Here is a 15,076-nt window from a genome sequence, read left to right as displayed (position 1 = left end):
TCTAACTAGATATGGTGGAAAGGATTGGTCGATGCTTGACTAGACACAATATCAATGCCCCATCCCTTTTCTGCCTTCCATTGAGTAAGGAGCGCAGCGATTTTTTCGACAAAAAGGATTTCGATATAGTGGCCCGGGTCCAGCGCCAACAAGCCATCAGACAGCATGTCTTGGGCAGTATGGTAGTAGATATCCCCAGTGATATAGACATCTGCCCCCTTTGTCAAAGCATCCTTATAGAAAGATTGACCGCTACCACCACAGATGGCCACTCTTGAAATAGGCTTCTGCAAATCGCTCTCTTGATAATGCACCATTCGAAGACTATCCAGACCAAAGACTTGCTTGACATGCTGGGCCAATTCCCCAAATGTCTGAGTTTGAATATTTCCAATCCGACCAATCCCACGTTCTGGGCCTGTTTCCTGAAGATAGGTCGTCTCCTCAATGCCTAGCATCTGGCAAAACCAGTCATTGAGGCCATTTTCAACGATGTCAATATTGGTATGGCTGACATAAACTGCAATGTCATGCTTAATCAAATCAATGTAAATCTGATTTTGCGGACGGCTAGCAACCAAGTCCTTGATCGGACGAAAGATAGGAGCGTGCTTGACGATAATTAAATCTACACCCTTTTCAATGGCCTCCGCCACCGTTTCTTCACGAATATCCAGAGAAACCATGACACTTTGGATATCCTTGTCCAAAGTTCCAATTTGCAGGCCACGACTGTCTCCCTCCATAGAAAATTCCTGAGGGCAAAAGGCTTCATAAGCTTGTATTACTTCACTTGCTAGCATGGAGTGCCTCCTTGATGGCTTGAATTTTATGAGCTAGAACTTGACGTTCCTCCAGATTTTTTTCTGGGATTTGTCCGAGGGCGAACTCTAGCTTAACAGCTTCTTTTTGCCATTTTTGGACAAAGATTGGGCTGACTTCTTTGGACAAGAAAGGGCCAAAACGGACATCACTTGCTGATAGCTTCATTTGTCCTGCTTCCACCACCAAGATCTCATAAAACTTACCAGCTTCTTCTAGAATGCTTTCTGCTACAATATGAAAACCGTGGTCTTGCAACCAGATACGCAAGTCGTCTTCACGATTATTAGGCTGTAGGATTAATCGTTGGACACTAGCCAACTTGTCCAACCCTTCCTCCAAGATCGTAGCAATCAATCGCCCTCCCATACCTGCAATGGTGATAACCGATACCTGGTCTGCCTCTTCAAAAGCTGCCAAGCCATTGGCTAAACGAACTTGGATTTTCTCCTTTAGACCGTGAGCCTCAACATTTTTAACCGCTGACTGATAGGGACCTTCCACCACCTCACCTGCAATAGCGTTTCTGATCTGTCCTCTTTCGACCAAGTCGATCGGCAGATAAGCATGGTCACTCCCCACATCTAGTAAAACGGCCCCTTGTGGCACAAAGGAAGCAACCAATTCTAATCTCTTTGAAATCATCTTCTCTCGCTTTCCAAAACTCTATTACTTCTTATTATACCACATTTCAGCTAGCAATCTTACACCTAAAAAGACCGCAATCCACAGATTGCAGTCTTTCTTTATTTTCTAGCTTGATAACGACTGGTTAAGATAAATATCACAGTAAAGACAGCCATCATGACAAGGTAAACAGGGAATGTTTGTACTGTAAGTGTCGAAATTTCAAGCAGTTTCTGGATTCTTGGGAAAAGAGCTGTAGCCAGGAAGCCTCCTACTGACCAAACAATCAAGAGGACACGCCAGAGGGTAAATGGCATGCAGGCTCTAAATACGGATAAGAAACCGATAGACCCAAGGAGATAATAGAGGAGAGTTGAGATTTCTAACTCAGACCAACCTTGACTCGCTCCAAATATTTTCACAAAGAGAACGCTGAACACAACCATAAGTGCACTTGGTAGGGCACGAAGCATGGATCTTCTGAGGAAGTTTGGCTCAACAGGTTTGATATTTCGCTCAAAAGTTAGAACAAATGGTGGGAAACCTTCCACGAACTGGTCAATCATGGTAATCTGGATCGGAATGAAAGGGAAAATCAAGATCCATTCAGACCGTCCCAGAAGAACACTGGTGATACAGATAACTGCTAACAGGAAGGAATAGATGGTTTTAATCAAGAAAATCGGTGCGATATGGGCGATGTTATTGACCACACGCCGGCCTTCAAAGAGAATCTCAGGAACATCATTAAAGTCTGAGTTCAAGAGAACCAAATTGGCAATCTGACGTGTTGCCGGATCTCCCTCAGCCATCACGATGGAACAGTCTGCTTCACGAAGGGCCAGAATATCATTGACTCCGTCCCCCGTCATAGCCGTTGTATGCCCTGCTTTTTTCAGCGTTTGGATCAGTAGTTTCTTTTGATGAGGAGAAACACGTCCGAAAATCGCAGTCTCCTCAGCTATAGCAATCAATTCCTCATCCGTGATTTTTGAGCAATCTACATAGCTTTGATAGTCTGCAAATCCAGCTTTCTGGGCAATGCTGGATACAGTGACTGGATTGTCCCCAGAGATAATCTTGAGTCCCACTTCCTGAGAACGGAGGTAGTCTAGTGTCTCAGCTGCTCCTTCTCGAATGGGGTCCAAAATCTCCAGCAAGGCCAGAGCCTGAATATCAGATGGTTTTTGTGGCTTGTGGTGGTCTAGTTTTTCCTGACTGAGAGCCAAGACCAAGACACGAGAACCTCGCTCCAAGGCCTCTCTAGCTTCAGGGACTTCATTTTCCAGCAACATCTCAGGTGCACCTAAGAAAACAGTTCCCAAACCTTCTAACTCCATAGCTCCCCACTTGCGGTCGCTAGAGAAAGGCAGATTGGAAAGCATAGGATAAGCAACTTCTCCTTGGAAACGCTGGCGAATGGCTTGAGCTGTAGGATTTTTATCCTCACTATGGGCCATATAACTGGTCAGAATGCTAGTAATAGCCTCATCACTATAAGTTTCCGTCAGCGGAAGAACAGCCTCCACCTGCATCTTTCCTTGGGTGATAGTGCCCGTCTTGTCCAGACAGAGCATATCCACACGCGCCAAGGTTTCGACAGAGTACATCTCCTGCACCAAGACCTTTTTCAAGCCCAGCTTGATCACCGCAGTCAAGAGCGAAGTGATGGTCAAAAGGGCGATTCCCTTGGGCAACATACCCAAAAGGGCTGTTGACGAATTTACAACAGATGACTTGAGAGGCAAGCCTTTTAAAATCAAGGCTTCTAGCAAGAGAGCCAGACCAAAAGGAATGATAATCTTCCCAGTAAAACCTGCTAGCTTGTCCAGTGATTTCATGATACGAGAGTTGATGGGTTTCACTGTCTTAGCTTCCAGCATGAGCTTAGCAGCATAGTTGTCTGCTCCAACATGGTGAACTTTAGCCAAAACTGACCCACTGGCTAGGAAACTCCCAGACAAAAGCAAGGCATCCACTTCTTTTTGCACCAAATCACTCTCACCCGTCAACATGGCTTCATTGACTTCCGCAAATCCTTCTAAAACCCGCGCATCACTAGGAATCTGTTCTCCCGCAGACAAACGAATGACATCTCCTAGAACCAATTCTTCTGGATTGATGGCAATTTCCTGACCATCACGGATGGTTTTGACCTTTTCCTTGGTCATGAGATTGAGCTTGTCCACCATGTGTTTAGCCCGTAGCTCGGTCACAATCCCAGAAAAAGCGTTAAAGCAGATAACAGCAAAGAAGACCAAATTGCTCCAAGCCTGCACAAAGGCTAGTGCCAAAGCAATGGCAAAGTTTAAAGCGTTAAAAAGTGTAAAAACATTTCGTTTGATGATTTGCCAAGTACTGGTACTGGCTGATGCGGTAAAGTCATTGACCAAACCTTGAGCCTGTCTTTCCTCGACTTCTCTTTGGGTTAATCCCATTATCTTATTTTTATCCATAAATTCTATCATATCATTTTTTCTAGCAGAATTCTAATCCCATCTAAAACTGTTGGCTGATAACTGAAAAAGTTTGCCAGTAGTCTTTTGATAAGGTATAATAATAAAAGCAATACAATCGAAGGAGATCTCATGTTTTATACTTATTTGCGTGGACTAGTCATGCTGATCTTGTGGTCCATCAATGGCAATGCCCACTATCACAATACTGATAAAATCCCTAGCCAAGATGAAAACTATATCCTCGTCGCTCCTCATCGTACCTGGTGGGATCCAGTATACATGGCTTTTGCGACCAAGCCAAAACAGTTCATCTTTATGGCAAAAAAAGAGCTTTTTAACAACCGTATCTTTGGCTGGTGGATCCGTATGTGTGGCGCCTTTCCTATCGACCGGGAAAATCCTAGTGCTTCTGCCATCAAGTACCCTATCAATGTCCTCAAAAAAAGCGACCGTTCTCTCATTATGTTTCCAAGTGGAAGCCGTCACTCAAACGATGTCAAGGGGGGCGTAGCCTTGATTGCCAAAATGGCTAAGGTCCGTATCATGCCTGTCACCTACACAGGTCCCATGACCTTGAAAGGCTTAGTCAGCCGCGAACGTGTCGATATGAACTTTGGAAATCCAATCGATATCTCAGACATCAAGAAAATGAATGATGAAGGAATCGAAATGGTTGCAGATCGTATCCAAGCAGAATTCCAGCGTTTGGATGAAGAAACCAAACAATGGCACAACGATAAAAAACCAAACCCACTATGGTGGTTTGTCCGCATCCCTGCCCTCATTCTTGCTGTGATTGTTGGTATCCTAACGATTATCTTTACTTTCGTCGCAAGCTTTATCTGGAATCCAGATAAGAAGAGAGAAGCTCTTGGTTAAAAAATACAATTATCCCTTGGTTTTTGCCAAGGGATAATTCTTTTATTTATGTGACTATTAGTCCGTCTCGCTCCGTAAGGTGCGAGACAAATAAACCACCCGCTATGCGGGTGCGCGTCGAAAGTTATACCAAAAAAACTCCAAACGCGATACAATAAAGGTGTTCAAGCCAATTGTAAAGCGAAAGGAGAAAAATATGGCACAAAAGGCACATAGTTTATCACACACAAAGTGGATGTGTAAATATCACGTTGTGTTCACCCCTAAGTATAGACGAAAAGTTATCTATAATCAATATCGAAACAGTTTGGGAGAAATATTCCACCGATTATGTAGTTATAAAGGTGTTGAGATTATCGAAGGACACTTAATGCCTGATCATGTACATATGTTAGTCAGTATTCCACCGAGGATAAGTGTTTCAAGTTTCATGGGTTATTTAAAAGGTAAAAGTGCACTTATGATGTTTGACAAACACGCCAACCTCAAGTATAAGTTTGGGAATCGGCATTTCTGGGCAGAAGGCTATTATATGAGTACAGTAGGGCTCAATGAAGCCACAATTAGGAAATATATTCAAAATCAGGAAAAGCATGATATAGCACTAGATAAATTGAGTATAAAAGAATATGAGGATCCCTTTAGGGATAGTGGTAAGTAATACTAAAGCCTCTTTAAGAGGCAAGTGACGAGTCAAGAGCAATGAGGCTTGAACAACGTGAAAGCCAGCGTCTTTAGGCGCTGGCTGGTAATTTGGGCTTATAGCCCTAGTACAAACCACCCGTTAGACGGGTGGTTATGATTCAATCTCCCATTTCTTTGCCAACCAGTTAGAAAAAGCCACAAATCGCTCAGCCACTTGTTCATGATGCACATAAGGATCAAAAACAAACTGACCAGTCGGATAGCGCTTCTGAAGACTGGTATGAATCCGCTCAGCATAGACTGGTGCTTGGGCCAAGCGATTGGTATGATGGGCTCCTTCTGTTTGACCATTTAGTATATACAGCAAGCAGTCCAGATTCTTCAACTTTTGTTCCTTGCAGTAAGCCACAAAATCAGGATACCAAAAGGAACCACAGATAGAGAAGATACAGGAGAACTTGTCAAAATGGAAAAGACTGTATACAGCCGCCAAACCACCTAGTGAGTAACCTCCATAGGCAAGACGATCTTCGTCCAGATGATAAAGAGATCGCAACTTGTCTAAAAGACCTCCAAATAAATGACCATGATAGGCATTTGCCTGACCGCCAAAATCTGGAGCTCCATCCCTTAAAGCAGATGCCTTCCAGGGAGTGTAGTCATCTAGGCGATTTTTAGAGGTCAAACCAACTAAAATCACAGATTCAGAAAGGGAAGATAGGAAATCCAAGTCTCCATCATTCAAGAGAATCGCTGGATAGGTTTGATTGGGATCATAGATCGAAGGAAGGCTGACCTTAACTTGGATCCCTTCCCAATCAAACTCATTATTTATTGATAAAGTCATTAATTTTCTCAAGGGAATCAATCACTGCTGGACCATAGTCCATCAACTCATCGTAAGAGATAGTCATGATTTTTTGATTCTTAATAGCAGGAACATTTTCCAAAACAGCATTTTTCTTCATCAACTCTACTGCGTTGGCATCCAATTTTTTATTGCGGTCGCTGGTTACATAGATAATCAACTCAGGATCCATTGACACGAGATTTTCCAAGGTCAAGCCTGATGTTCCCGTTGCGACGTTGGTATAACCAAGTTGATTCAACAAGCTTTCTTGCAAAGCAGACTTGTATGCACCAAAGGTTTCTTCATTATAAGCAACCATAATCAAAGCCTTTTTCTTTTCACCTTGGCTTGCTGGGTTTGCTTTCTTAACAGCATCAATTTTAGCTTGTAATTGAGCTGCATATTCATTGGCCTTGTCCTGCACATTAAAAATCATTCCAAGATTTTTAACGTCTTCTACAATATTTCCCAAATCTTGCTGAATCGTTGAGAGAGAAGCTTTTTGCGTATAGACGGGGATTTTGTTTTCATTCCAAGTGCTGACTGTTCCCAAGGATTTTTCAGAAAACATCATGTTTCGACCCATCACAGCGTCTGGCTCATAAGAAAGGACTGTTTCTTGTGAGACTGTTTTTTTATCTCCAATTTGAGGAATCGTCGCAATCGCGTCCTTGTATTTGTCCGTCACAGCATTATCAGGGTTAAGCATGCCAGAAATTTTATCCTTCAAGCCTAGCTCCAATAAGATTTCAGTGGTTGACAGATTGTTGGTGATAACCTTTTCAGGTGCCTTGTCAAAGACTTGTTCGACTTCGTTTCCCTTAGCATCATATGTCTTGACCGTGAGTGGATAAGTCGTCTCTGTGCTCGCCTTTTGACTTGTTTCCGTGCTAGATTGTGTGGTTGCTTTTTCTGTAGTAGTATTGCCACAAGCTGCCATGGATAAGGTAGCTACTGTTACGAGTAAAATGCTTAGTGTTTTTTTCATCTTGTTTTCCTTTTCCTTTTTATAAATAGTGAATCATGGCTTGCTGATCCTCGGTCCAAGTAACCTGACTTTGAACTCCGTATACAGTTTGCAATGACTCAGGGGTGATGGTCTCCTTTGGAGTCCCTTGGTAAAGGATTTCCCCCTCTTTCATCAGATAGAGATAATCCGAATAGCGACAAGCAAGTTGAATATCATGCAGGACAGCTAGAACATTGACCTTGAGATTCTTCACAATGGCCAACAAGTCTAGCTGGTACTTGATATCCAGGTGATTGGTTGGCTCGTCCAGGAGCAAGAGAGTCGGTTCTTGCGCCAAGGCACGTGCTAACAAGACTCGCTGTTTCTCTCCTCCTGACAGAGAAGAATAGAGACGAGTTTTCTTCTCGAGCATATCTACCTTGACGAGAGCATCTTGAACGAGGACATAATCTCTTTCCTTTTCCTTCTGTAAAAAATAGAGGTGGGGAGTTCTTCCCAGCAAGACGATTTCCTCAACTGTACAATCAAACTGCAATTGATTAAACTGGGTTACAACTGCCATCTGCTTGGCTGTTTCTTTGAGTGACCAATGCTCCAGCGGCTTTCCATCTAAGCTTATCAAGCCTTTGTCCGCCTTTTCCTGACGATAGAGGAGTTTAAGCAGGCTGGTTTTCCCACTTCCATTTGGCCCAAGTATCGTATAAAATTGATGCCCCTCAACCTTAAGAGAAACTCCTTTGAGGATTTTTTTCTCTCCTAGTCCAAAGTGGACATCCTGACAAATCAAGTCCATATCAGGCCCTCACCTCCCTTCGCCTACCTCCAACAATGTAGATAAAGAAGGGAGCACCTACTAAGGCTGTGAAAATACCAATCGGCATCTCAGCATTTGGAATGATGACACGAGAAAGTACATCTGCCCAGACGACAAAGAGGGCGCCCAGTAAGGTCGCAACGGGAAAAAGTCTCCTGTAATTCGTTCCTACTAACCCTCGAGCTAAGTGAGGAGTAATCAGACCAACAAATCCAATAATTCCACAGGTTGCCACCAAGACTGCTGTCAGCACAGCTACCATGGTCACATAAAGATACCAATAAAAGCGTAAGGGAATCCCCAAAGTTAAAGCAGCCTCATCTCCCATCATCATCGCATTAAAAACACGATACTGAGTAGAGAAAAATAGAAAGGCCATTCCTACTACTATAGTTGGCAGGACTAAGTCAGACCAGGTAGTCCCAGCAAGCGAGCCCATGGTCCAAAACTTAATGGTCATCACACTGTCAGCATTAGCGCCAACAGAGATAATAAAGTTGGAAAATGCTAGAAAAAGAGCATTGACCACCGTTCCTGATAAGATCAGGCTAGAAGTCGTCATCCTTCCCTGCATAGAGGCAATGATGAGGACAGCGACTGTTGCCAAAATAGCTCCTAAAAAAGCTCCAAGGCTAATCATCACTTTCAAACCAAGAATGATGCTCAAGGTTGCCCCTAAAGTTGCGCCCGCAGAGATGCCTAAGACATAAGGCTCTGCGATGGGATTGTTCACTGTAGACTGCATCACGCTGCCACACATAGAAAGACCTGCCCCTACTATCAAGCCTAACAATACTCGGGGGAATCTCATGTTCCATACAATGGCAAGAGTAGACTTGGAAACCTCTCCTATCTCAAGAGGAAATCCCAATCTGCTCAAAATGATCCGATAGGTATCTCCTAGATCAATCGAAACGGATCCCATAGAAACTGCTAGAAAGAGGGAAATACCTAAAACAACTAGCAAAATACCTAAAAGTAACACAAATTGCAGGTCCCGTCGGCTTCCAGAAAATTTGGAAAGCATGCAAACCTCCTTTGATAGAATCTTAAAAATTTAGAAAATTCTCATAAAAAGTATACCATATTTCTATTAGATGAACAAGGATAGAGACATATATAGACAAGCCGAAGATTGTACAAAAATTTTAGTGAAACAAAAAATCTCCCCGAAGGGAGATCATTCTGGTTTATTTTACCTTACAGTGCTAGGAACCGTAACCGAAGATTATACTTGAGTATATCGGGGTAAGGTGACAACATAAAAATACCTCTAAAGTCCGAGAGCTGATTTGAGATTGGGATAAAATCCATACAAAAAAGCTACCCAATGGAGTAGCTTCATTATCAAGATATACTTAATTGAACACGGACTAAGTAAATTGATAAAACAAAAAAGCCCTCTGAGATCAGAGAGCTGATTTGAGCTCGGGCTAAAATCCTAGTGAAAAAGATGAAACTCCTTGTGTTCATCGAACACTGCGTCGTTTCCCTATTTTCATACGGTTTTTTAACGCCCTTAGCATCATGATTAACGACGAAGTCCTAGAGAGTTGATTAACTCACGGTAACGGTTAACGTCATTTTTACGCAAGTATGCAAGCAAGTTACGACGGCGACCGATTTTCTTCATCAATCCACGGTAAGTAGCGTGGTCTTTTTTGTGTTGTTTGATGTGTTCGTTAAGGTGGTTGATTTCCCAAGTAAGGACAGCAACTTGAACCTCTACTGAACCTGTATCACCTTCGTGACGTGCATATTGTGCGATGATTTCATTTTTTTTCTCTTTTGAGATTGCCATGATGTTTCTCCTTTTTATTTGGCTTCATCCGAGTGACAGGTTGGCATGCCTGTAACCAAGAAGAAGTTATTTGTCTTTACGACAGTTCTTATTCTACCAAGAAGCAGGGACTTTGTCAACTGATTTACTGTTTAAAACCGTGAATTACTCTACTGATTTCAGGGCTTCGAGCATATCCACTTTTCTCAAGTGGTGATTGACAAAGAGGCCCAGTAAGGCTAAGATTACAGTCACTGCGACGATTGGAAGAGCATAGACTTCCCAGCTGACTCGTGGATAAAAAAGTATAGTGGCAGGTGAAATCATTTGTATCAAAAATTGATGTAAATAATAGCCAGCTACCAAACCGAGAGCAATCCCCACAAGGGATAGCACCATGGTCTCGCGGTAGATATAGAGGGTCACTTCTTTATTGTGGAAACCGAGAACCTTGATAGTGGAAAGTTCACGGATACGTTCTGCGACATTGATATTGGTGAGATTGTAGAGAATGACAATGGCTAGTAAAACGGAAACAAGGACAAGGATTGCCATGGTTTTATTGAGCGAACTAGCCACGGATTCAAAGAGATGGATGGCCGTCGCATTTTGGACGACCCCAGAAACAGCTGCTTTTTCCATAAAGGTAGCAGCTTCTTTCTCCGTATTGGAAGGTGTTGGATCTTTTAATTTTACTAGGTAGGTACTGTCTTGTGGACTGCTGCCGTAGACTTGTTCGTATGTGTCTCGTTTGAGATAAACAAAGTGTCCAACATAGTTTTCAGAAATAGCCGCGACCCTGATTTCCTTCCCATCAAGCTCCAGCTTATCCCCAACCTTAACACCTACTAGTTGAGCTAGTTTTTGACTTAAGACCGCTCCATCAGTGATCTCCACCTCTTGCCCATTTTCCTCTAATGCGATAAAGGGCTTGAAATCTTCTCCACTAGTAACCATCATGGTGATAGTTTGAAGTCCTGCTTTTCCTTTGAAATCTTTTTCAATGGATTTAGAGTAAATCTTTTGATAAGCATGGATAGATTCAGCCTGCAAGGCACTTTCCAGATCTGCTTTTTCTTGCTCCGTCGCACTGCTCTTTTCCGCTACAATCATCTGGTATTGCTGGATTTGTTCAAATTGGCGCTCGGAAACTCCTCCCACAGATGACTGAATGCCAAGACCTGCAAATAGGAGAGCAACCGAACCCGCAACTCCAAAAATGGTCATCAACATTCGTTGCTTATAACGGAAAATATTTCGCGCTGTAACCTTATGAGTGAAGCTCAAACGACTCCAAATAAAGCTCAGGCGTTCCAGCAAAATCTTTGATCCCTTAACGGGTGGTTTGGGGAGCAAGAGTTGAGCTGCTTCATCGTGTAATTCCCTCCGCGCCACCAGATAAGCTGGCAAAACGCTGGATACCCAACTTAAAGCTAGGGCAAGGAGACTATAAGACCAGTAAAAATACTCCTGACTTTTACCAACAACCATTCCAGTTGTTATAACATCCGAAATCACGCCTGCAAGGAGATAATGTCCTAGAAGTGTTCCTAAGATAGTGCCTACAGTTCCTGCAAGAAAACCATAGAGAACAAACTTGGCAACTATATCTCGATTTCGGTAACCTAGAGCCTTAAAGATACCAGCATTGGTACGTTCTTCATCTACAAAGCGAGTCATAGTAGTAAAGGTCACCATTGCAGAGACCATATAAAGCACCACTGGGAAGATATTCCCGACAGAACGAATGCTTGCTGAAGCGTTACTGTACATGAGATAGCCTTGACCACCTGGCATGGTTTGGCGGTTGTATACATGGTAAGCCGGCTCTGCCAGTTCATCAAGCTCTTTCTGGCGCTGTTCAAGCTTCTCTTTTTCCTTAGTTAGAGCACTCTCTGTCTGAGCCAGTTTTTCTTTTTCTGTAGCCAATTCTTCCTTAGCTTTTGTCAATTGCTCCTTGGCTTGACTCTTTTGAGGCTCTGGCAAAGCGGTAGCTTGTTCTTCTTGCATTTTCAAGCGAATTTCAGCCTGCTCTAACTGACTCTTGCCATTTTGAAGGTTACTTTCAGCTGTTTGGAGCTGTTCTTTCCCATCTTCCAAGCTCTTCTGTCCATTTTCCTTGATACTTGCCAATCTTTTTTGACCATTATCAGCAAGCAATTCTTGCAAGTCTTCCTGATGTTGAGCTCGTTTGGTCTTATAGTCTGATGAAAAAGCATCCAGATTTTTTAAATCATCATAGCGCACACGCGCAATGCTATAAACATCTGAGTCAAACTGACTGGGTAAAATCACTCCATAGCCAGCCAAGCTTCCATTTCCACTACTAGCTCCTCCCAAGTCTTCTTGAGAAAGCATCTCACCCGACTGAACAAATCCAGTAATGGTGAAAGATTGGGATTTTAGGACAGACTTTTCTTCTTTCTTAGTAAAGGTAATGGTCTGCCCAATCTGATAGCGGTCTTTCCAGAAGTCGGCTAGGGCAATTTCCTCATCAGCCTCTGGCAGTCGCCCTTCTGTTACTTGGAAGGTTGAAATCCCCTCTGACTTGGAATAAAGTCGAACCGCTTCTTCACTATTTTCAACGGTCAGGTCTGCCATATAGCCGAACTCAACACTTGCTCCTTGAAGGGTCTTTAGTTCGTCCTGATCTTCTTTGTCCAAGCCATAATCAGCTATCACTGCCAGATCCAAAGTATTGGCTTTACGGAGATAATCCCCTGCCGTACGTTCCATATTTGGACTGGCTACTTTAAGACCTACTAGGGCCAGGGAACCCAGCATCATCAAGGTCAAGATAGATAAAAAGCGTCCCTTGGAAGCAGTCACCGACTGGAGCAAGTCTTTTCGGTATGTTTTTTTCATGCTAGTACTCCAATGTTTCGATATCCTGCGGATGCTCATTGATTGTTACGCTCTTAACCGTGGCATCGCGCATGTGAATCACCCGATCTGCAATAGGGGCTAGCGCGCTATTGTGGGTCACGATAATCACTGTTGATCCTTTTTGACGAGACATGTCTTGGAGAATTTTCAAGACTTGCTTCCCCGTCTGGTAATCCAAGGCACCTGTCGGTTCATCACAGAGGAGAATTTTAGGATTCTTGGCTACTGCGCGTGCGATGGAAACTCGTTGTTGCTCCCCTCCAGAAAGCTGGGCTGGAAAGTTATTGAGGCGATGAGCCAGACCTACATCTGTCAAGACCTGCTCAGGATCCAAGGCATCAGCTACAATTTCTGAGGCCAATTCCACATTTTCCTTGGCTGTCAGATTGGAGACCAGATTGTAAAACTGAAAAACAAAGCCTACATCTTCACGACGATAGTTTGTTCGTTGGTGCGAACTATAGTCGGCGATATTGGCTCCATCAATCCAAATCTCTCCCTCATCATTGGTATCCATACCTCCTAAAAGATTGAGAACTGTTGATTTTCCAGCACCTGAAGCACCTAGAATGATAACCAGCTCCCCCTTTTCAATTTCAAAATTCACATCACGATTAGCCACAATCTCCGTATCCCCAACCTGGTAACGCTTGTAGCTGTGTTTCATTTCAATATAGGCCATCGTACTTCCCTCTTTCTTACAATCAAGTCACTCTTTACTATCATTATAACGCTTTTTAAACTAGTTGAAAACTAGAAGCAAACACAAAAAAGCCTAGGAATCCTAGGCTTTCTGTTTATAGATTATTTTCCAAGGTAGTATTCAGAAACTACGTTCAATTTTTCATCAAATTCGAATACCAATGGTGGGAAGTTAGGGATTTCCACGTCCATGATTTCGTCATCTGACAAGCGTTTGATGTGTTTTACAAGGGCACGGATTGAGTTACCGTGAGCTCCTACGAATACGTTTTTACCATCTTTAAGTGCTGGAGCGATTTTGTCTTCCCAGAATGGAAGGGCACGTTCCAAAGTTACTTTCAAGTTTTCAGCATCTGGGATAACTGAGTCGTCAAGTGAAGCGTAACGACGGTCAGTGTGCGCTGAGTGCTCATCGTCACGGTCCATGTTTGGAGGCAATACATCGTATGAACGACGCCAGATGTGTACTTGCTCATCACCAAATTGTTCAGCAGCTTCAGCCTTGTTTTTACCAGTCAAACCACCGTAGTGACGTTCGTTCAAGCGCCATGATTTTTCAACTGGAACCCACAATTGGTCAGCAGCTTCAAGAGCCAAGTTTGTAGTTTTGATCGCACGTTTCAATACTGAAGTGTAAGCTTGGTCAAATTCGATACCAGCTTCTTTGATCAATTTACCAGCGTCAATCGCTTGTTGTGTTCCTTTTTCAGACAAATCAACATCAGCCCAACCAGTGAAAAGGTTAGCTTTGTTCCATTCAGACTCACCGTGGCGAGCAAAAACCAATTTTACCATTAGATGGATTCTCCTTTTATTTTTCGAGGTTACCCTCGTTTATCTATTCCATTTTACACAATTTTTCACAAAAAAGCTAGTGAAAATCAACTAAAAAGAGAAGAGCTTATCAGTCTTCTCTTTATCACACTATCATAATTGTTCTCGATAGACGATGAAATAGTCCCGTCCAAATAATTGGAAAACTACTACTCTTCAATTACAAATTTTTTCAATGTTCCAAAGTAAAGTGAACCACCAATAATGGTTAGAATTCCACCTACCCATCCCAAAAATGGAATCAAGCCGACCGCACCACCTACAATGAGCAAAACAGAAGGTGCATTCGTAACACGTTCATCATCTTTATAATAAACTATAGCCACAATTCCCAATACTAAAACAGCAATTTTAACCAATGACAAAATAATTGAGAGCCCTGTCAATGTCCCAACCGTTACATCTGCGTCTTCAGTTGCCGCAGCAGCTCCAATAGCCATGATAAACATGATGACTGGCCCTAAAAGCAATACAATTCCTGAAATAAGACCAAAAATAGCGTTGACACGAGCAAGTGTATTTATTTTCATAATAATCTCCTTAAAATTTTTATAGGTATTATTCAATCATAATTTATCTAAAAATTAAACAGTCTTATAAAATTTTATAATAAATATTGATTTTCAAAAAATAATTTTAAGTTCGATAGTCTCTTTATAATTAGTGGAAATATAAAATTATGAGAAAACTGAATAGTTGATTATGTTAATTATCTACACAGACAGGCCAGGAAGAACTTCATTTGAGGAAATGGACTAGTAAATTTTCCCATGATAAAACGCATAATATCAAAGCACTTGAACTCTTG

General features: G+C 42.5%; 14 protein-coding genes. 2 read left to right on the top strand and 12 right to left on the bottom strand.

What is annotated here, in order from left to right:
• Positions 1–5: 5 nt before the first annotated feature.
• The 3 genes from BLS46_RS00285 to BLS46_RS00275 form a co-directional block, all read right to left on the bottom strand.
• Positions 6–803 carry a Nif3-like dinuclear metal center hexameric protein gene (locus tag BLS46_RS00285; protein ID WP_093584540.1) on the bottom strand — a complete coding sequence of 266 codons (798 nt, stop codon included), beginning with the start codon at positions 801–803 and terminating at the stop codon, positions 6–8.
• Entirely contained in the window at positions 790–1,467 is a 678-nt protein-coding gene (locus tag BLS46_RS00280; protein ID WP_093584537.1) for a tRNA (adenine(22)-N(1))-methyltransferase, read from the bottom strand. Before BLS46_RS00280 ends, BLS46_RS00285 begins: the two co-directional genes overlap by 14 nt.
• Positions 1,468–1,568: 101 nt before the next feature.
• Positions 1,569–3,905, bottom strand: a complete 2,337-nt coding sequence (locus BLS46_RS00275; RefSeq protein ID WP_093585812.1) for a cation-translocating P-type ATPase — start codon at positions 3,903–3,905, stop codon at positions 1,569–1,571.
• A 132-nt stretch (positions 3,906–4,037) separates the two neighbouring features.
• Between BLS46_RS00275 and BLS46_RS00270 the strand changes: the two genes are divergently transcribed.
• The gene (locus BLS46_RS00270) at positions 4,038–4,787 is read left to right on the top strand and encodes a lysophospholipid acyltransferase family protein (protein ID WP_093584534.1); all 750 of its coding nucleotides are present in this window, start codon (positions 4,038–4,040) and stop codon (positions 4,785–4,787) included.
• Positions 4,788–4,983: 196 nt separating this feature from the next.
• The gene (tnpA, locus tag BLS46_RS00265; RefSeq protein ID WP_093584533.1) at positions 4,984–5,448 is read left to right on the top strand and encodes an IS200/IS605 family transposase; all 465 of its coding nucleotides are present in this window, start codon (positions 4,984–4,986) and stop codon (positions 5,446–5,448) included.
• Between the two features lie 135 nt (positions 5,449–5,583).
• Here the strand turns inward: tnpA and BLS46_RS00260 are convergent, their stop codons facing one another.
• The 9 genes from BLS46_RS00260 to BLS46_RS00220 form a co-directional block, all read right to left on the bottom strand.
• Positions 5,584–6,279, bottom strand: a complete 696-nt coding sequence (locus BLS46_RS00260) for an alpha/beta hydrolase-fold protein (protein ID WP_093584531.1) — start codon at positions 6,277–6,279, stop codon at positions 5,584–5,586.
• Positions 6,260–7,270 carry an ABC transporter substrate-binding protein gene (locus tag BLS46_RS00255; RefSeq protein WP_093584520.1) on the bottom strand — a complete coding sequence of 337 codons (1,011 nt, stop codon included), beginning with the start codon at positions 7,268–7,270 and terminating at the stop codon, positions 6,260–6,262. The genes BLS46_RS00260 and BLS46_RS00255 overlap by 20 nt, the downstream gene beginning before the upstream one ends.
• A 19-nt stretch (positions 7,271–7,289) precedes the next feature.
• Positions 7,290–8,045 carry an ABC transporter ATP-binding protein gene (locus BLS46_RS00250; RefSeq protein ID WP_093584519.1) on the bottom strand — a complete coding sequence of 252 codons (756 nt, stop codon included), beginning with the start codon at positions 8,043–8,045 and terminating at the stop codon, positions 7,290–7,292.
• A gap of 1 nt (position 8,046) precedes the next feature.
• Positions 8,047–9,093 carry a FecCD family ABC transporter permease gene (locus tag BLS46_RS00245; RefSeq protein ID WP_093584518.1) on the bottom strand — a complete coding sequence of 349 codons (1,047 nt, stop codon included), beginning with the start codon at positions 9,091–9,093 and terminating at the stop codon, positions 8,047–8,049.
• A gap of 504 nt (positions 9,094–9,597) precedes the next feature.
• Positions 9,598–9,867: a 30S ribosomal protein S15 gene (gene rpsO / locus BLS46_RS00240; RefSeq protein ID WP_001018251.1), complete on the bottom strand. Its 270-nt coding sequence runs from the start codon at positions 9,865–9,867 to the stop codon at positions 9,598–9,600.
• 144 nt (positions 9,868–10,011) lie between these two features.
• Positions 10,012–12,711 (bottom strand): FtsX-like permease family protein, encoded by a 2,700-nt coding sequence (locus BLS46_RS00235; RefSeq protein WP_093584517.1) that lies wholly within the window; start codon positions 12,709–12,711, stop codon positions 10,012–10,014.
• A 1-nt stretch (position 12,712) separates the two neighbouring features.
• A complete protein-coding gene (locus BLS46_RS00230) occupies positions 12,713–13,414 on the bottom strand; it encodes an ABC transporter ATP-binding protein (protein ID WP_093584516.1) in 702 nt (233 codons plus the stop codon).
• 122 nt (positions 13,415–13,536) lie between these two features.
• A complete protein-coding gene (locus BLS46_RS00225) occupies positions 13,537–14,229 on the bottom strand; it encodes a phosphoglycerate mutase (protein WP_000240126.1) in 693 nt (230 codons plus the stop codon).
• A gap of 188 nt (positions 14,230–14,417) precedes the next feature.
• On the bottom strand, positions 14,418–14,798 hold the full coding sequence (locus tag BLS46_RS00220; RefSeq protein ID WP_093584515.1) for a hypothetical protein: 381 nt from the start codon (positions 14,796–14,798) through the stop codon (positions 14,418–14,420).
• Between the last annotated feature and the right edge of the window lie 278 nt (positions 14,799–15,076).

It is taken from the genome of Streptococcus sp. NLAE-zl-C503 (assembly GCF_900104285.1).
GTDB lineage: Bacteria > Bacillota > Bacilli > Lactobacillales > Streptococcaceae > Streptococcus.
The sequence above is the reverse complement of the archived record's forward strand: the minus strand, read 5'-3'. Positions and strand labels throughout refer to the sequence as shown.